Annotated in this window: 9 protein-coding genes; 4 read left to right on the top strand and 5 right to left on the bottom strand. The window is 53.0% G+C overall.

Translation table 11 applies throughout. The features are described 5' to 3' along the window. Positions 1-178: 178 nt before the first annotated feature. Positions 179-1,528, bottom strand: a complete 1,350-nt coding sequence (locus Q31b_RS18160) for a hypothetical protein (RefSeq protein ID WP_146601086.1) — start codon at positions 1,526-1,528, stop codon at positions 179-181. Between the two features lie 418 nt (positions 1,529-1,946). Between Q31b_RS18160 and Q31b_RS18155 the strand changes: the two genes are divergently transcribed. Further along, complete coding sequence (locus tag Q31b_RS18155; RefSeq protein ID WP_146601085.1) at positions 1,947-3,467, top strand: ABC transporter permease; 1,521 nt, start codon at positions 1,947-1,949, stop codon at positions 3,465-3,467. A gap of 242 nt (positions 3,468-3,709) precedes the next feature. Then, positions 3,710-4,786: a DUF1570 domain-containing protein gene (locus Q31b_RS18150; RefSeq protein ID WP_390622334.1), complete on the top strand. Its 1,077-nt coding sequence runs from the start codon at positions 3,710-3,712 to the stop codon at positions 4,784-4,786. A 405-nt stretch (positions 4,787-5,191) separates the two neighbouring features. On the opposite strand, the gene hypD is transcribed toward Q31b_RS18150, so the two are convergent. The 4 genes from hypD to Q31b_RS18130 form a co-directional block, all read right to left on the bottom strand. After that, positions 5,192-7,552, bottom strand: coding sequence for a trans-4-hydroxy-L-proline dehydratase (gene hypD / locus Q31b_RS18145; RefSeq protein ID WP_146601084.1), 2,361 nt, complete (start codon positions 7,550-7,552; stop codon positions 5,192-5,194). Then, complete coding sequence (locus Q31b_RS18140) at positions 7,545-8,489, bottom strand: glycyl-radical enzyme activating protein (protein WP_146601083.1); 945 nt, start codon at positions 8,487-8,489, stop codon at positions 7,545-7,547. Before Q31b_RS18140 ends, hypD begins: the two co-directional genes overlap by 8 nt. Positions 8,490-8,784: 295 nt before the next feature. Beyond that, the gene (gene hrpB / locus Q31b_RS18135) at positions 8,785-11,325 is read right to left on the bottom strand and encodes an ATP-dependent helicase HrpB (RefSeq protein ID WP_197171772.1); all 2,541 of its coding nucleotides are present in this window, start codon (positions 11,323-11,325) and stop codon (positions 8,785-8,787) included. Continuing rightward, on the bottom strand, positions 11,322-14,882 hold the full coding sequence (locus tag Q31b_RS18130; RefSeq protein ID WP_146601081.1) for a bifunctional proline dehydrogenase/L-glutamate gamma-semialdehyde dehydrogenase: 3,561 nt from the start codon (positions 14,880-14,882) through the stop codon (positions 11,322-11,324). Before Q31b_RS18130 ends, hrpB begins: the two co-directional genes overlap by 4 nt. A 546-nt stretch (positions 14,883-15,428) precedes the next feature. Here Q31b_RS18130 and serC point away from each other — a divergent pair. Both serC and serA read left to right on the top strand, forming a co-directional pair. Beyond that, positions 15,429-16,541, top strand: coding sequence for a 3-phosphoserine/phosphohydroxythreonine transaminase (gene serC / locus Q31b_RS18125; protein WP_146601080.1), 1,113 nt, complete (start codon positions 15,429-15,431; stop codon positions 16,539-16,541). Between the two features lie 128 nt (positions 16,542-16,669). Next, positions 16,670-18,292 (top strand): phosphoglycerate dehydrogenase, encoded by a 1,623-nt coding sequence (gene serA, locus Q31b_RS18120; RefSeq protein WP_146601079.1) that lies wholly within the window; start codon positions 16,670-16,672, stop codon positions 18,290-18,292. Positions 18,293-18,301: the final 9 nt, after the last annotated feature.

The raw sequence follows: 18,301 nt of genomic DNA, 5'->3' as shown, positions 1-18,301 counted from the left end.
GTTTTTCATATAAGGATTGAAACGTGAGCCTCTATCGTCTCGGAACGACGCCTGCGGTCAAGTAGACATGGGGAAAAAATACCTGTCGTGACGGTGCTTCGAACGATCAATTGACGGGGACGTGGATCGCACCGTACGACGATTTCCGCTGTGCAATACCAATCAATCACCCCCAAAATCAAAGCGACTCGTCGGGAAATTCCAGTTGCTCTGCTTCCCGTTGATGCCGACGTTGGGCCACGGCACGGTCTCGACGTGCGACAATAAAGCTCCATAACAATAAAGCGAAAATGCCCAATCCCATCGCGAACGCTGCAATCCAACCGATGCGGCGAACCCCAACAATGTCGGCATCGGAAGGTTCGCGGTTGGTCACGTTCGCGACAATCACCAAAGGCCCGAATTGATCCCCACCGCCGAATTGGCGCATGTACTCACTGCTGTAACTCCAAAGCCGATAAAAGAAACCGTCAATCGTGACAGGGACCGTCAATGGCGTGACGATCGAATCGGTCCCCGCCTGCTGCTCGATCCGCTCTTCGAGCCATGCCGGAAGGGTTTTGCAAACCAGTGATACGGGGTAACGGTTTTCGAACGTTGCCGGTTTTCCACCCGAGTCTTTTGTGGGGGCAATTTCGACGACGATGTTTCCCAGATCTCCGATGGCGTCGATTTGATAGTAGTGATCGCTGCCAAGTTGTTGTTGCCGAGTCGGTTCGACAACCGCGATCCGAGTGATTTGAATCGTCTCCACTTCCAGACTTATCCATTCTCCGGTGTAAGCGATTGGATCTCTCAGTAGATCGACCGCATGGATTGGTTTTGGAGCTTCGCGATGATCCTTCATGTCGGCCGCCGCAGCCAACATGTGATAGAAGATTTCGGTGTCTTCACCCGTTAGCGGTTTGCGGTTACGAGCTGCCACCGAACTCAGGCTACCGACGTCGACACCGGCTTCTGATAGTAACTTCCAGCCGACGTTTTTCGGTGATGCCGGGAACCACTGCAACGGAGCGGTCGCCACAGCGCCACCCGATTTGTTTAGGCAAATGCCAACACCTCGTACGCGGTCACCCACGACGGCATCGCTTGGTAGTCTGCTTGTAAAGACCTCGACCGCTGACCGATCGTCGCTGTCTTCCGATGCGATCTGCAGCCGAACAAAACGTTCCATCTCTAAGAACTCAACTAATTTCTCAGGGACGGTGATTAGACTAATCTCTTCAATTTTTCCTTTGATGCGCAGCGCATCGCTGACCGAGATCGTCATTTGACCTTGGTCCAAATCGGCGATCTGCTCGATTTTCTCGATCGGCAACCGATCAAGCCGATACAGCAGCTTTGCCATTTCGCCTGCCGATGCGACGTCTTTGACAGGATATGTCTTGGCAATACGCTCAGAGTCAAAGCCAAGCAGCATCCCAAGTTCGCTATCCGCATTCAATCTCGATGGCCAAATCGAAGCGACGGTAACAAGCCCAATGGTGAACATGGCAAATCGCAAACAATAAAAGGCGGGACAGTTCATGCTTGTGTGGTTTCGATAATGGAAGGGGTGCGTCAAAATCGGAGTTACACGGCCTGTCGATTTAATCGTTTAACGCTTAGCCGAAGGCGTCAGCTTTACACGGCCTGTCGATTTAATCGTTTAACGCTTAGCCGAAGGCGTCAGCTTTTCCATCATCGGTCGCCTATGGCTTGGCGTGAAACAATCAGTCGAGTCAAACCGATTAAATCGACAGCCCGTACAGTTGCCGGCAGAAGAGCTTGTTTTAACCTTGGTTCTGATTTCAAATGGAGTATCGCATGTTTTGAACGTGCTTGACAATGTTAGGATAACCACAATGGTGGTCTAATAGAACAACTCGCCTACAATCGATGCACCTATCAAGACCAGCGATTGGTCGGTTTAAATTCGACCCCAATAGCATGAAGAAGAGTTTCCATTGAACTTCTGGTTCCCACTCTTGTCGACTCTCCAGCTCATTGCGGTGGTGACAACGGTGTCGTTATTGATTGGCATCCCTTCCGCTTGGGCTGCTGAAACGATGGCTTGTGGCCGAATGGTTGCCAAGTACGCATCGCGACTATTCATTTTGGCCATGACCGTTGCCCTTGCAATCCCGCTGATCTTGCACGCCGCTATCTGGGAATCGACCGCTGGCAAATTTGGATGGCTGTCCCTAACCGGTTCAGGTGCTAGATCCTTCGAAGCGTTTCACGGTTTAGTCGCTTCGGGCTGGATCCATGCGATGGTTGGTTCGGCAATTGTCACTCTGGCCACATGGTGCGGCACACAGAGCCAATCACGAGCGGTTATCGAAAACTCGCTCCTTGACGCCAGCCCGCTGCGTGCTTGGTGGACGATTCGCTTGCCGCTCGCTTGGCCTTGGGTTCTGGCAGCGACCCTCATCAACGCAGGCATCGCAGGAACCGAAATGACGGTCGTCGATTTGTACGGTTACCGAACGTTAGCCGATGAGTTTTATCTGTTTTATGCTGCCAACCCCAATGGACTTTCGATCGCGATCGTTTGTGCTTTACCGCTTTGTTTGGCACTCGGGCTAGGCACACTTCTTTTGGTATTGCACCAACCATCCGGTGCCTCCCTGTCAGCACAAGAACCGATTCGCGTCTGCGAGGAACAACCAAGCAACTGGTCAATCGGTATTTCTTCGTTCATCCTGTTGGTAAGTGCATCCTTGATCGTCCTTGTTCCGATTGTCGGGTTGTTTGTTAAGATCGGTCACGATGTTGCCATCGTCGAGGGCCAGATCGTGAGTGTATGGTCGATTCATCGAGGTGTGAAAGAATGGCTGTTGGCACCGAGAACGTTTGCGAGTGAATATCAATGGACAATTGTTCTCGGTTTAGCCACCGGTTTGTTATCCTCTCTGATCGCCTGGCCCATGGCTGCACTCGGGCGACGACGCGCCGGGATTGAGAAAATATTCGACGTGTTAAGCATTTGTCTTTTCTGTATTCCTGGTCCCGTTGTCGCGATCGCCGTCGTCAACTTCTTTCAATTCGACGTACCGATTTTTCGGTTTTTGTACGAGATGACGATTGTGCCAACCGTGATCGCATTGTCCTTTCGGGCAACCTCAATCGCCTACTGGGTTTTACGAAGTGGTTATCGAGGGATCTCGGATCGCGTTTTTGAAGCTTCGGCACTGGAGATGAGTTCGACAAAGCGATTTTGGCGGATCGATCGACCGCTAATCCAAGGTAGTCTGGTAACTGCGATTTTCGTTTCCGCCGTATTCGCGAGCGGCGATGTACCTGTCACGCTGCCGGTGGTGCCGCCTGGCATTTCGACGGTCGGAACGCGTCTTTTTGGGCTTTTACACAGCGGTGCGAGGTATCAGGAAGCTGCGCTGGCGATTTGGCATCTGATGTTTGTTGTTTCAATCGCCGCCGTAATTGCCGTTGGACATCGCCATTGGCGTGCTAGAATGTCAGTATGAACATGAGACACCTTTTTTCGTCCCCAGACTCCCGTCTGGGAAGGCACTGCACGCTCGGCCCCTGTCTCGCGCGATCGACGCACGTCAGGCGGGTGCCTGCCTTTCATCGGATCTTCCGGCGAAGGTCCGAGAACCTGTCACCTAAAACCTGCTCTTCAGTGTACGCGGTTAGGGAATGTTGGGGAGTCGTCTTTTGCCGATTCCAGCATCTAACTGGAAGCTGCGCTTACCAATTCCGTCTATTGGCTACCATCTTCTTCATTTCACTCATTGGCGAGGCCATTCCAGCGACGGCAGTGGAAAACATCGTCTTCACGGAACCGGCCGTGGGTGACGCCCAGAGCATCGAACGTTCGGTGGTTGCGGAAGTGTTGGTCGAGGCTCAAGACGGCGGCGTCATGCTGTTGTCAGACGATGGGCGAATTTGGATGGTCCAGCCCGAGCAGATCATCCGCCGATCCTCAAACAATGAAGCGCTGTCGCCAATCGATGACAATACGATGGCTGAGCGAATGTTGAAAGAATTGCCCAGCGGTTTTTCGGTCTATCGTACTGCCAACTATCTTGTCATCCACAACACCGATGAAAACCATGTTCGTCAGGTTGCGACATTGTTCGAACAACTCTATCGCGTTTTCTTTGCGTACTGGAACAATCAGGGTTGGAAATTGAACGAACCGAGGTTTCCGCTCGTCGCTCTGGTTCTGGCTAATCATGATGCGTTTATCGACCACGCGGGAGCCGAGATAGGTGATACGGCAAATTCGTTGATCGGCTATTACCATTTGTCGAGCAACCGCATGACGACATTCAACGTACCGGATTGGGAGAGAAACATTGCGACGATCATTCATGAAGCAACGCATCAGTTGGCGTACAATTGCGGGCTTCAACGTCGCTTCGCGGACAACCCGATGTGGGTGAGTGAAGGATTGGCAATGTTTTTCGAGGCACCCGACCGCCGAAATTCACGTGGATGGCGAGGCATCGGTAATGTGAACCAAGTCAACCTGAAGCGTTGGAAACAATACGTGCCGAAACGCCCCGAAGAATCGCTGGCAACACTGTTGGCCGATGATGATCGCTTTCGAAGTCCCGCGACCGCGTCGGATGCCTATGCCGAAGGATGGGCACTCACCTACTTTTTAATCAAAACGATGCGTGACGAGTATGTCGACTACATGCGGACGCTCAGCGAAGGCAAGCCACTGGTCGAGCAAAACGAGCGTGAGCGAATTGCGACGTTTGAAAAAGCATTTGGCATGACCTTGGTTGAAATGGACAAAAAGTTCACGCTTTATATGCGCCGTGTCCGCTAAGGTGGATGATTCATGGGCTTGCAAATTGTTTTGCTAACGTCTACGCCTTCAAGCGTTTACGTTCATTGCTCGAAAAACAGTCTGCGTATTAGCCGTTTTGGCGTTAGCGGCCTGCTGATTTAATCGTTTAACGCTTTAGCCGAAGGCGTCAGCTTTTCCATCATCGGTCGCCTATGGCTTGGCGTAAAACAATCAGTCGAGTCAAACCGATTAAATCGACAGCCCGCTATCGCCAAAACGGCTAATGAATCATCCGGGCTAAGGCGAGCGGCGGACAAAAACTCATTCACCTAAGCCGACGCCTAAGTATTGAAGTTGCGATCTTTCATCCTCGCGAAGCGGTTAGAAGCGGTTAGAAGCGGTTCGAAGCGATAGTCCCGGATGCGAGTCCGGGGGGGGAGGGCGTCAATACGATTCGTGCTCCGTCCTCGCGATAATCTCATCTTGTAGAGCTTGAGACAAATCACAGAAGTAGTCACTATAGCCCGCGACACGTACGATCAAATCGCGGTGAGCCTGTGGATTCGCCTGTGCCCGGCGGAGCAAGTCAACATCGACTACGTTGAATTGCACATGATGACTGTCCATTTTGAAATAGCTGCGAACCAAGTGGGTCACGTTGGCAAGCCCTTGTTCGCCTTTCAGTAGTCCTGGCGAGAACTTCATATTCAGTAGCGTACCGCCCGTCTTGGCATGGTCCATTTTGGCAGCTGATTTAAATACAGCGGTAGGCCCCTTGCGATCCGCTCCTTGAACGGGCGAAATACCTTCCGAAAGCGGCATCCCGCTTCGTCTTCCATCCGCGGACGCCCCCAAAACGGAACCAAAGTAGACATGGCACGTCGTCGGCAACATATCGATATGGTACTCCCCGCCTCGGACGTTTGGCCGGCCCTCCACCGCGTTGAAAAACGTGTTGAAGCAACGTACCATGATTTGATCAACATACTCGTTGTCATTCCCATACTTCGCGGTCTTATTGAGCAGTAACTGCCGTAGCTTCTCTTGGTCGGCGAAGTCGCGTTCCAAATATTTGAGCAAATCGCTCATGCTGAGACTTCGGTCGCGAAACACATGCTGGTCGATCGCAGCGAAGCTGTCCGTCAGGCTACCGATGCCAACCCCTTGGAGATAGCTGGTGTTGTAGCGTGCACCACCCGCGTTGTAGTCTTGGCCCTTGGCGATGCAATCGTCGATAATGATCGACAAAAAGGGTGCAGGTGCATAGTTTGCGTACATTTGCTCAAAGGTGTGGTTGCCCTTTATCTTCAGTTCCACGAAGTAGTTTACCTGTTCTTGCCAAGCGGCGAATAGATCCTCGAACGTAGCGAACTCCGAGGGATCACCTGTTTTCGGCCCCAGTTGTTTTTTCGTGCGCGGATCAAATCCATTGTGCAAGGTCAACTCGAGAATCTTAGGAAGGTTGAAATAGCCGGTTAAAACGTACGCTTCTTTCCCAAACGCGCCCGATTCGACGCAGCCGCTGGTACCACCTTCACGAGCATCCTCAAGTGTTTTGCCTTGTCGAAGGAGTTGTTCGACAACCCCGTCCGCATTGAAGACCGAAGGGAACCCATAGCCTTTGCGAATCACTCTCGCGGCCTCTTTCATGAACCGGTCGGGGTTCTTGCGAGACAATTGGACGTTGTTGCTTGGTTGCAAAATATGCATTTCATCGATCACTTCGAGCAGCAGGTAGGAGAGTTCGGTGACCGCGTCGGTCCCGTCTCTTCGTAGTCCTCCAAGATTGATGTTCGCAAAATCGGTATACGTGCCACTTTCCGCGGCCGTCACGCCGACTTTGGGTGGGGCGGGATGGTTGTTGAATTTGACCCACCAACATTCGAGAAGTTCCTTTGCGGATTCGCGGTCCAGAGTACGCGCTGCGATTTCTCGCTCGTAGAACGGCCAAAGGTGTTGATCCAAATGGCCCGGATTGAAGGAGTCCCAGCCGTTCAGTTCCGTGATCACGCCGAGATGATAAAACCAATAGGTTTGCAATGCCTCCCGAAAATCTCGCGGGGCATACGCCGGCACTCGCTGGCATACATCGGCAATTCGAAGCAGTTCTGCTTTTCGCGTTGGCTCCGATGCTTGTTCGGCCATTTGACGGGCAAGTTCAGCATGGCGGTGGGCAAACAAGATCGCCGCATCCGCTGCTATCTCCATTGCTGATAACTGTTCGCGTTTTTGAAAAGCTTCGATATCTCGCAAGTCGTCAAGCTTCGCTTCGGCATCGGCAATCTCTTTCTTAAAATCGAGCAAGCCCTTGACATAGATTTTTCCATCCGAAACGGTATGCCCCGGGGCACGCTGCTCCATGAATTCAGTGAACACGCCCGCGTCATAGGCGTCATGCCAAGTCTGCGGCAAGAGAGGGAACACGCGGTCGCGAATCGACCGCCCTCGCCAATAGGGAATCACTTGCTGACGATAAACTTCAATCGCTTCCGGCGGTACACCATAACTCGTCTTTTCCCGAGAGCGGAGGATCTCTAAGTCGTCAATGCTATGACATGTCAATTCTGGGAACGTCGGTGTCACCGATGGCAGGGGCCCTCGTTCACCAACGATCAATTCCTCATCCCCAATGTAGATCGTCTTGTGCTCACAAAGGTGCTTAAACGCCATTGCACGCAATACTGGGATCGAGTATTTACCCTCGTTGTCTCGGTAGAATTCGGTCAACAAACGAGCACGCTCGGCACTGATGCTGGGCTTCGTGTCAACGCTCTTTTGACGCAATCTGGCAACACGTTCATTCATCTCTCGAACCTCCGACAATGACCTCTAATGAATGAGCTCTGAGCCGCTCCGCCGCGCGTGCGACCTCCTCATCCGAGGGTGGATCCAATGTTTGTAGTAAATAATCTTCATCGAGATGCCGGTGCTTATCACTACCGATTCGATGATAAGGAAGTAAGTGAATTGGATACGAGCGATCCAGTGAAGAAACGAACGCAGCCGTCTCGTCCAAATTGCAATCATCGTCATTGATCCCAGGAATCAATGGCACGCGAATCCAAACTTCGGCATCGAGCGAACTGAGTAATCGCAGGTTGTCGAGGATCAATTGGTTGCTGACTCCAACGTATTTTCGATGCTTCTCATCGTCCAACATTTTTAGATCATAGAGAAACAAATCGGTCAGCGGAGCGACCGACAGAACCGTTTGCCGCGATGCGAACCCCGCGGTATCGACAGCACGATGATAGCCTCGCTTTTCACAAGCTTTTAGGCACGAAAGTAGGAATGCGGCATTTTGTCGCGTACCGAGCGGATCGCCTCCCGAGAAGGTCACCCCACCGCCCGATTGCTCGTAGAAGACTTGGTCCTTGTCGATTTCCGCCATCAACTCGTCGACACCATAAGGGGTGCCTACGACGGTTCTAGCTTCGGCTGGACAGGCATCCGCGCACTCTAGGCACATCGTACAACGCTCCACATCGCAGCGTCCGGCAGGGTTCCAATCGAGCGGTTCTGCGACGTTTTCGGGGCACACCGTCAAGCAGGTCTCGCAGCCGATACAACGATCAGGAAACATGAAAATCGCAGGCTTTCCGTCACGGCTCTCAGGATTGTGACACCACCAACAATTCAGCGGACAGCCTTTCAAAAACACTGTCGTACGAATTCCTGGTCCATCGTGAACGGAGTAATGTTGGATGTTAAATACGATTGCCGTATCAGCTTCGGTGAGCATAGTTGCGACTAGTTAGATTTCTAGAGAAACTCAAAATCCATATCGGTTGGGCTTGAGATTAACATACACCAACGCCGAATGCCTCGCAAAGTCAAATCGAGCATGCCGGTTGCCGAGTGCCGGGTGCCGAGTGCCGGGTGGAGTGGAGCCTTTGCAGTACGTCCGGCTCATGAGTTGGGGAAGTACGCGAAAAACGCCCACGGAGTGGGCGCCATTGGCCATTCCCTAAACCGGACGTTCTGTTTGGGCGATTCCATGAAGTGTGTGAGTCCGCGATAGCCCAGGTTCCAGCGCTCTAATTCGTTCGCGGCTTAAGTCCGTTGTGGGTCGCTTTTGCCGACAAGGGGTCAACCGGCCAATCGTGCTTGGGGTAGCGACTGCGTAAATCCTTACGAACGGTTTGATAGGTGTTTTTCCAAAAACTGGCTAAGTCATCCGTGATTTGCTGGGGCCGCCGATTGGGGCCGAGTAAATGCAATTGGATCTTCACTCGACCACCGGCAATGGTCGGCGTCTCGGTCCATCCGAAAAGCTCTTGCAACTTCACTCGCATCGTCGGCGGCTTTTCCTCGTGATACTCTATGCGAATCGAATTGCCGCTCGGAACGACTAACCGTTCTGGTGCAAACCTTTCCAACTGTTGTTGTTGAGAATAATCAAATTTCGCTTTCATCATTGCCAGCCAAGGAGCGGAGCGGAGCTCGGCGATCGAGGTGCGAGTTCGGCATAACTCTTTCAATACTTCACTTATCGCATCATCGTCAAGCATTGGCAATTTCAGCTCAGGCATCCATTTGGCCAGTAGGCGTGAACGAGTTAGAAACATTTCCGCATCACGGTTCTGACCGCGAACAAGCTCGCTACATCGACCTCGTGAAGCATCAAACAACTGCTGGGCTACGGCATCGCTTGGCTTGCACTGAATCGGCGATTCGCTGAGCATCAAGTCGTCATAATACTCGCGACGCCGAGCAATGACCGATTCACGTGACGGATCAAATTCATACTCTTGGTTCACTTGCAGCAAATGATCGCTAAGCCAGTCTTGTTGAATTGCAATGGCGGTTCGGACGTCGGCATCGACCCCTTTATCATCCACATCGATACAGACAAACAGATTCGCATCGCTCGTCAACGCTTCGCCGCGAAGACGGACTCCACGCCCGCCAACCATAACCGCTTTTTCACGATTCTCATCGCGGCGGCGGGCGACACGATCAGGGAACGCGGCCAACAGAGCGCGTGAGAGCAACGATCGGTTTGCCCCGTGGTCAAGATGCGGATCGCTCGCATGCTCAGCCAACGACTTTGTGCCCATCGTTCGAATCAACTGGTTCGAAACCCTTTCCATTTGCTTGGCCGCCGACGTTGACACTTCCAGCGATCGATCACCATCCACGAAACGACTCATCGCTGCGATTTGATCGATTAGCCCAGGGACCTGTGACCGGTTCGAAAAGGGGCTTCGCTCGGTCATCAAAGCGGCCGCGAGCGCTGCGCTGCGGAGCGGCAAACCACAATCATTCGCTGCTATCAAGAAACGAGCGATACGCGGGTGCAGCGGCAACGCAACCATTCGTTGCCCGGTCGCCGTCAATTGACATTGGTCGTTGATTGCATCCATTCGTTGAAGCAGTTTTTTCGATTGATCGATACTCGCTTGACTTGGTGGGGTTAACCAGGGAAAGTCAAGTGTTTCGCGTTCACCCCATGCGGAGAGCATCATCGCAGCACGACTGAAATCGGCTCGCTGGATTTCGGGTAAGTCATTCTCTCTTCGTGAATGATGAGCCGCCTTCGGCCACAAGCGACAACAGATTCCTGGTTCGGTACGCCCTGCTCGTCCCGCACGTTGGTCAGCCGACGCCTGGGAGATCGGCACCCGTCGCAGCGACGGCAAACCGATTTGGGGACGGAACGTCATCATCCGTGATAGCCCACTGTCGATTACTGCAGTCACTCCTGGAATCGTGACCGACGTCTCGGCAACATTGGTCGAAAGGATCACTTTGCGTCGCTGGCTCGGCCGGATCACTTCATCCTGTGCCGATGCCGTCAAATCTCCATACAAATCAAAGACGTCATACTCCGGCGAGATTTGTAGGTTCTGTATCGCGCGGTGCACGCGTTTGATTTCGCCAACGCCAGGCAGAAAAATAAGCACATGGCCGGCTGTTTGTTCAAGCACGTTCGGCAAAACGTCTAAAACCTGCCGATCGATTGGCTGCCGACTTAGCGATGACGCATAGTGGATATCAACCGGGTAGGATCGGCCAGCCGATTCGATCGCGATTGCGAGGGTTCCCGATCGGCGAAAAAACTCGACAATTGGCTCCGGTTCGAGGGTTGCTGACATGACAATTACTTTCAACTCTTCTCGTAGCGTTGAGCGAATTCGCTCGATCATCCCCAACGCCAAGTCGAGTTCGGAGCTACGTTCATGGAATTCATCAAGGATCACGCAGCCTACATTTTCCAATAAGGGATCGATCGTTAAACGCCTGAGCAACATGCCAGTCGTCAATACTAAAACTTTTGTGTCAGAGCTGGCACAGCGATCGAAACGGACGTGATAGCCAATCGTTTTGCCAAGCGGCGTACCGTTGAGATGCGACAAACGACTGGCGGCGGCACGAGCGGCGATGCGGCGTGGTTGAATCAGTAGAATCTGCCCCTCCGTAACCGTGTCGTTGTGCAGCAGGGCGAGCGGCACCAACGTTGTCTTCCCAGCACCCGGCGGTGCTTTCAGCACGACGGGATGTGATGAGGAAGCTGCGCGAAGTATCTCAGGCAGGCATGCCGCAACCGGCAAATCATTCGTATCAATGGAGTTCAAGATAACAGGCTTCTTCGTCCTAGATTGCCGTAGCGGTGATAGTCGTGCGAAATCGATTGCTCGTCGAGGTATCGAAGGCATTCTATTCGGCCATCAAGAACGACCGGATCGCGAAGAATGGTAACAAACGCGTCCGCTGCGGCCTCTTCAAGCTCATCGGCAACCTCGTTACTTAGCACACGGATCCGTCCAACGTTCCCTTCTCTTAAACGTACTGCCAGCTCGGAAGTCGACTCTTCCAAAGGATGAAGTAGGCCAGGGAAAGTGTCGGCGAGTGAATCGAGTGTCTCCGTTATTTTCAGATCGATACCCGGATCGATGGACAACGTGATTTGTGATTCGGTTGTGATCGCAGCTGTCAAGCAGACGAGCATGTCTTCAAGCAGGTCGTTCGCAACAACGCGGATGTTCAGTCCCTGTGTGCTGCGGTAACGCCGGATATTGTCTTGCCCGATCAAATGGAACGTATCGTGTTGTTTTGAGAATTCTCGCTCCCACGCTTTCTGTTGCGATGCAATCGCCGTTCGTACTCGCTGCTTGATTGATTGGTCTAAATCCGATTGCAAGAGCCAATCGGTTAATCGACGATCAAGCGGATCCTGATTCGCTTCGGTAGGTAACGCGTCGGCGTTTCCGACATGCATCAAGGACAACACGTAGTGCGGGCCGCCTGCCTTCACGCCTGGTCCGTAGGCGCTTAGCCCGACGCCGCCGAACGGTTGCCGAAGAACGATCGCACCAGTGGTTGGCCGGTTGATGTACAAATTACCGGCATGGATCGTGTCTCGCCAAAGGTCGATTTCGCGGTCATCTAAACTTTCAATCCCACTCGTCAATCCGTAGCCAGTCGAACGGACAATCTCGATCGCTTCCTCGAGTTTTGAATACCGCATGACTCCAAGAACCGGCCCAAACAATTCCGTCAAATGCGAGAAACTGCCCGGTTCAATGTTCCACTTTACGCTGGGTCTGTACAGATTCGGATTGTCATCAACGCGTTCGGGATGGACCAACCACGACTCATCGTTTTCGAGCGTTTTCATGGCGTGATTTAGATCGGCAGTCGGTTTTGACTGGAGTGGTCCCATTCGAGTCGACAAGTCCCAACTCGAACCAACCCGGATACTTTCAACCGCATCGGCCAATAACGCCTTAAAGTCTTTGTCGTTGAAGACCTCTTCTTCTAGTAGAAGTAACGACGTGGCACTGCACTTTTGGCCGCAATGCCCGAAGGCAGATTGCACAACATGTTTGACAGCCAATTCACGGTCAGCCATCGCCGTCACGATCGTGGCGTTCTTGCCACCCGTTTCCGCCAATAGATATAGATCAGGACGGGCAGCCAACATGCGTTTTGCTGTTTCGGTTCCGCCCGTTAAGATGACGACGTCGACTTTAGGATTCTTGATCAATCCTGCTTCCGCGGTCTGTCCGCTGCAAGCGGCGAGCTGCAATGCCGACTTGGGGACACCAGCATCCCAAAATGCTTGGCAGAGTTTCCAAGCCGTCAACACGGTTTGTGAAGCAGGCTTCAAGAGGACTCGGTTCCCCGCCGCCAGCGCCGAAGCGATACCGCCCGCAGGAATGGCGAGCGGGAAATTCCATGGTGAAACGACAGCCACGACGCCGCGTGGGCAAACGCGGATGTTCGGATCCTCGGCCCAGTACTTGGCGGTTAACGGATAGAATTCACAAAAGTCAATTGCTTCGCTAACTTCAGGATCTGATTCGCTCACCGTCTTGCCACCATCGGCCATCATCACGGCAATGAAATCGCCACGCCGCTCGCGAAGTAGAGATGCCGCCGAGCGAAGCAGTTTATGGCGGTACTCGAGTGTCGTTTTGCTCCAGCCATCTTCGTCGTTTGCGGCACGGTCAACGGTTTGCTCGAGTTCATTGACGCTTAACGGATGGTAGGTACAAACAGCGAAATCGGGCCGCGAAGGATCGTAACGGGTAACGACTTCGCGATCATCGCCGATAGCTTTATCGGGCAATTCACTCGTCAGATCAGTGCAACGATCTTTCCATGTTTTCAAAACTCCCTCGATCCAATCCGCGTTCGCCGGCAATGACCAATCGGTATCGGGTTCATTGACGAACGTGTCCCACGAATCTCCGACCGAGGGGCTAAGATCTTTTGCAGGACGTTCCCACTCAATGCGTCTCGGTTCATCGCTGACCGAATCGATCAGCTCGAATGAATTTCGGAAGCCGTTTGCTAAACGCTCGAAGTCTTCGCTTCCCGGTTGCAGTTGATAAGCGTGTCGTAAAAAGTTATCTGGGCCCGTATTCTCATCAAGTCGGCGAATCAAATAGCCAACGGCATTGAGGAAACCATCTTTGAAACAGGCGGGTGCGTAGAGCACCATGTCGACGTTTTTTTGGGAAAGCGCACGGCGTTGGTGATTCGCCATCCCTTCGAGCATTTCAAATTGCACGTGCTCCATTGCCCCCGCTTCGATCGCCCAGAGGAGAGCGAGAGAAACATCGAACAAGTTATGCGACGCGACTCCAACACGCACATGCCCCTCTGCGGCCGCATCCATCAATTTTCGCAGCATCCGCTTGAAGTTCGCATCGGTTTCGACTTTTGTTTGATAGGGTGCCGCAGGGATGCCTCGCAGTGATGCATCGACTCGTTCCATTTCCATGTTCGCGCCTTTGACCAACCGAATTGTCAATGGACGTGCTCCTGCGGCGACTCGTCGCTGCGACCAATCGATTAATCGCATCATCACGGGATAAGAGTCGGGCAGATAGGCTTGCAGCGCAACACCCGCGCGGGCATCCGAAAGACCTTCACGGTCGAGTGTTTCGCACAGAATGTCTGCGGTCAGGTAGAGATCACGGTACTCTTCCATGTCAAGATAGACAAACTTTTCATGGTTGCCGCCGCCCTTGTGCTTTGATTCTTCATTGGTCGCGAACCGGTACAGAGCCTCTAGACGGTCGGCGACCTTACCGATGCTATGCTTACGAGCCAGCGGAGTGATTTGGCTGTACAAGGTCGAAATCTTTACCGACAAGCAATGCAGGTCAGGCATTCGAAGCGCTCGATAACACTGTTCCACTCGGCGTCGGGCTTCGGCTTCGCCTAGAATTGCTTCGCCGAGCAAGTTGACATTCATTTCGACGCCATGCTTTTGCCGATTCTTCAAGTGTTCCGCGAGCAATTCCGGTTCGGCGGGCAAAATAACATTGGCTGTTTCTTTCCGCATCTTTTCTTTTACCAGCGGCACGGCAACACCGGGGAGGTATTCGCCGAACGATTGAAAACCTTTTAGCATCACCTGTTCGACAGGGTTAAAGAAACGAGGGACCCCTTGCACGTCAAGCAGATGTGTCAACTGGTCGGCAACACGAGCGGCGCAATGCGTCCGGAACGCTTGATCGGTCATTTCCACCAAGGTCGCTTTGTCCTTGGGGTTGCTGACCATGCGGTCGAATTCCGATTGCTGTCGCCGCTCCTGGGGCGTCTGTAACTTCGCCGCTTTGGTGAGTAGCTCTGCGGCCAAAAGAATGGCGTGCTCGATCATGGAGGTGGAAACTGTCATGGTAAGAAAGCCTTAGAAAGTCGATTCTGAACTCAGACCACTGGCTGATTGTATCCATTATGCGTCTGGCTTGTGGGGCAGGAAGGCTCGTCCCCCGATTCCTGCCTGGGAACGCACTTAGGCTTGACGGTAGCCGAAGTCGCCCGACGTTGGGTTCCCTGGCAGCGGTCTGGGAACCGGTGACGAACCGGGCTGTCGATTTAATCGGTTTGGCTCGACTGATTGTTTAACGCCAAGCCATAGGCGACCGATTATGGAAAAGCTGACGCCTTCGGCTAAGCGTTAAACGATTAAATCGACAGGCCGGAACGTCCCGAACCACGCGGATGGCTGGGCATATCGGTTAAGTGAATCAGGTTAAGTGAGACAGTTAGTGAGACAGTGCATTGGTGCGTTCGGAGGATAATAAGTGAGTTCTTGCTATGCAACCTTTCCTACTTAATCCACTAAGCTTAGAATCATGCGGGTCGAACCTATCCGTATTAACGTTCTGCCTCGCCTCGTCGCGACTTGGGCGGAACAAACCCATAAAGGAAATCCCCCACGATGAGTGCCACCGCGACTTCCCAGCGTGTATTTAACTTTTCTGCTGGACCTGCCGTGATGCCTGTCTCGGTGCTAAGGGAACTGCAAGAAGAATTGATTGAGTTTCCGGGGGCTGGGTCCTCCCTTATGGAGCTAAGCCACCGAGGCCAAGTATTTGTCGACGTGCTTCACGATGCTCAGGACACGATTCGTTCGCTTTACGGAATTAGCGACGATTATGAGGTGCTGTTTTTGCAGGGCGGTGCCGCACTGCAGTTTTCGATGATCCCCGCCAACCTGATTCGAGGCAACGACAAGACGGCTCAGTATCTCGTAACCGGGTCGTGGGGCAAAAAAGCAGTCGGCGAAGCGAGAAAGGAAGGCAAGGTCGAAGTTCTCTACGACGCCAAGGAATCGGGCTACAACCACGTTCCGAGCAGCGGTGATTACGCTGCTTCCGACGATGCCGCCTATTTGTACTACTGCAGTAACGAAACGATTCAAGGGGTTCAGTTTGCGGAAGAACCTTCCTGCCCTGCGGGGGTCCCGCTGATTTGTGATGCATCGAGCGACATTTTGTCGCGGCCATTGGATATCAAAAAATACGGCCTGCTTTATGCTTGTGCTCAGAAGAATGCTGGACCGGCAGGCGTGACGGTGGTCATTATCCGCAAAGACCTGCTCGATCATGCTCCCGATAATTTGGCCGGATACTTGACTTACAAGAACCATGCCGAGAACGATTCCGAATGGAACACGCCGCCGACGTTCGCCATTTGGGCACTCGGAAAGGTCGCTCATTGGTTGGCCGACGACATTGGCGGGCTCGAGGCGATGCAAAAACTCAACGAACGAAAGGCGAAGTTGCTTTACGATTCGATCGATGCGAACTCGGGTTTTTATGCGGGCCATGCTCGCCGCGACTGTCGCTCAAGGATGAATGTCACATTCAATTTACCTAGTGACGAACTGTTAAACAAGTTTGTCAAGGAAGCGGCGACTCATGATTTGGCATCGCTGAAGGGTCACCGCAGTATCGGCGGCATTCGAGCGAGCATCTACAACGCAATGCCGATCGAGGGTGCTGAAACCTTGGCCAAGTTTATGAACGACTTCGCAGCCAAGAATGGCTAGGGCTTCGTTCGCGTTACCCTCCCCGCCTTCGCTGGGAGGGAAAAGTCGATGGCCTTTGGCCAATCCAAAGAAGCCTTTTACGGCTTTTGCAATCTCCTGTTCTCTCATCCCAAATTTTTAATTTAATCATGCACCGCATTTTAGTTCTTGACGACATTGCCCAAGAAGGTATCGATATTTTGGACGCCCAAGAAGGTATTGAGTACGAGATTCGTACTGGGCTTTCGGGCGAAGATTTGCGAACCGCCCTCAACGAATTCGACGGTGCGATTTTGCGCAGCGGCGTAAAAATCACGGCCGAGTCTCTCGAAGGCAATACCCGCATGAAAGCCCTCGTGCGCGCCGGGGTTGGCACCGACAACATCGACAAAGCGGCATCGACTCGCCGTGGCATCGTTGTGATGAATACCCCTGCAGGCAACACGGTGAGTACTGCCGAACATGCCTTCGCTTTAATCCTAGCACTTAGCCGCAACATTCCTGCTGCCAACCAAGGGTTGGTCGAAGGACGTTGGGACCGAAAAAAATACATGGGGACTCAAGTCGCCGGCAAGACGCTTGGCATCGTCGGCATGGGCCGCATCGGACGCGAGGTCGCCTCGCGAGCGATCGCGTTTGAAATGAACGTCATCGCCTACGATCCGTTTTTGACCGATGAACAAGCGGCCGGACTCGGGGTGAAACGCGTTGCCACGGTCGACGACATGCTTCCGCAAATCGACTATTTGACGGTGCACACACCGTTGACCCCTGAAACGACCGGTCTGATCAATCGCGCACGACTCGAAAAGGTCAAGCCTGGGCTTCGTGTTGTCAACGCTGCTCGCGGTGGCATCTATGATGTTGATGCCCTGGTCGAAGGACTCAGCTGTGGCAAGCTTGGAGGTGTCGCTCTCGACGTTTACGAAAAAGAACCGTGTACGGACAGCCCGCTTTTCGGAATGCCCAACGTCGTTTGTACTCCGCACCTTGGGGCAAGCACCGAAGAGGCTCAAACCCAGGTCGCGGTGGAAGGAATTCACTTGTTAATCAACTATTTGAAGACTGGCGAGATTCGACACAGTGTCAACGTCGCTTCCCTTGACCCAAAAACCTTGTCGGAACTTCGTGGGTATCTCAACGTCGCGCATCGTTTGGGTTTATTGGCAGCCCAGTGGCATGGCGGCGGAATCGATCAAGTATCGATCACCTACAAGGGTGAAATCGCATCGGAAGACACGCGTGTGGTCAGCAACGCTTTCTGCGCCGGACTGCTCGAGCGGATTGTCGACGATGTAAATGTTATCAATTCCGAGATGTTGGTTCGCGAGCGGGGGATTGAATTGAACGAGGAAAAGCGACGCGGCAAAGGCTCGTTTGCCTCCAGCATTCATGCGACCGTATCGGGTGGCGGGCGAACGGTCGTCGTCGGTGGCACGGTGCTCGGGCAAAGCATGCCTCGCTTAATTATGCTTGACGATTATCGACTTGAATCGTTTCTTGATGGCAAGCTGTTTGTCTTCTCGCACAATGACGTCCCCGGCATCATCGGCAAGGTGGGTACCGCCTTTGGTAAGCACGGAGTCAATATCGCCCAGATGGCCGTCGGACGTGAAGGTAACACTCCCGGGGGGCCATCGATTGGGGTGCTCAGCATTGACGGGGAGGTTGCCGATGAAGCGGTAAGCGAAATCGAAGCGATCGAGTCGGTCACGCGAGTCAAAATAATCGAATTGCCTGCCGCCGGTGAGATGCCAAGCTGGTTGGCCTAGTGGTGCGAG

Source organism: Novipirellula aureliae (genome assembly GCF_007860185.1).
Lineage (GTDB): Bacteria > Planctomycetota > Planctomycetia > Pirellulales > Pirellulaceae > Novipirellula_A > Novipirellula_A aureliae.
Note: the sequence above shows the minus strand (reverse complement) of the source record. Positions and strands in the feature narration are given on the sequence as shown.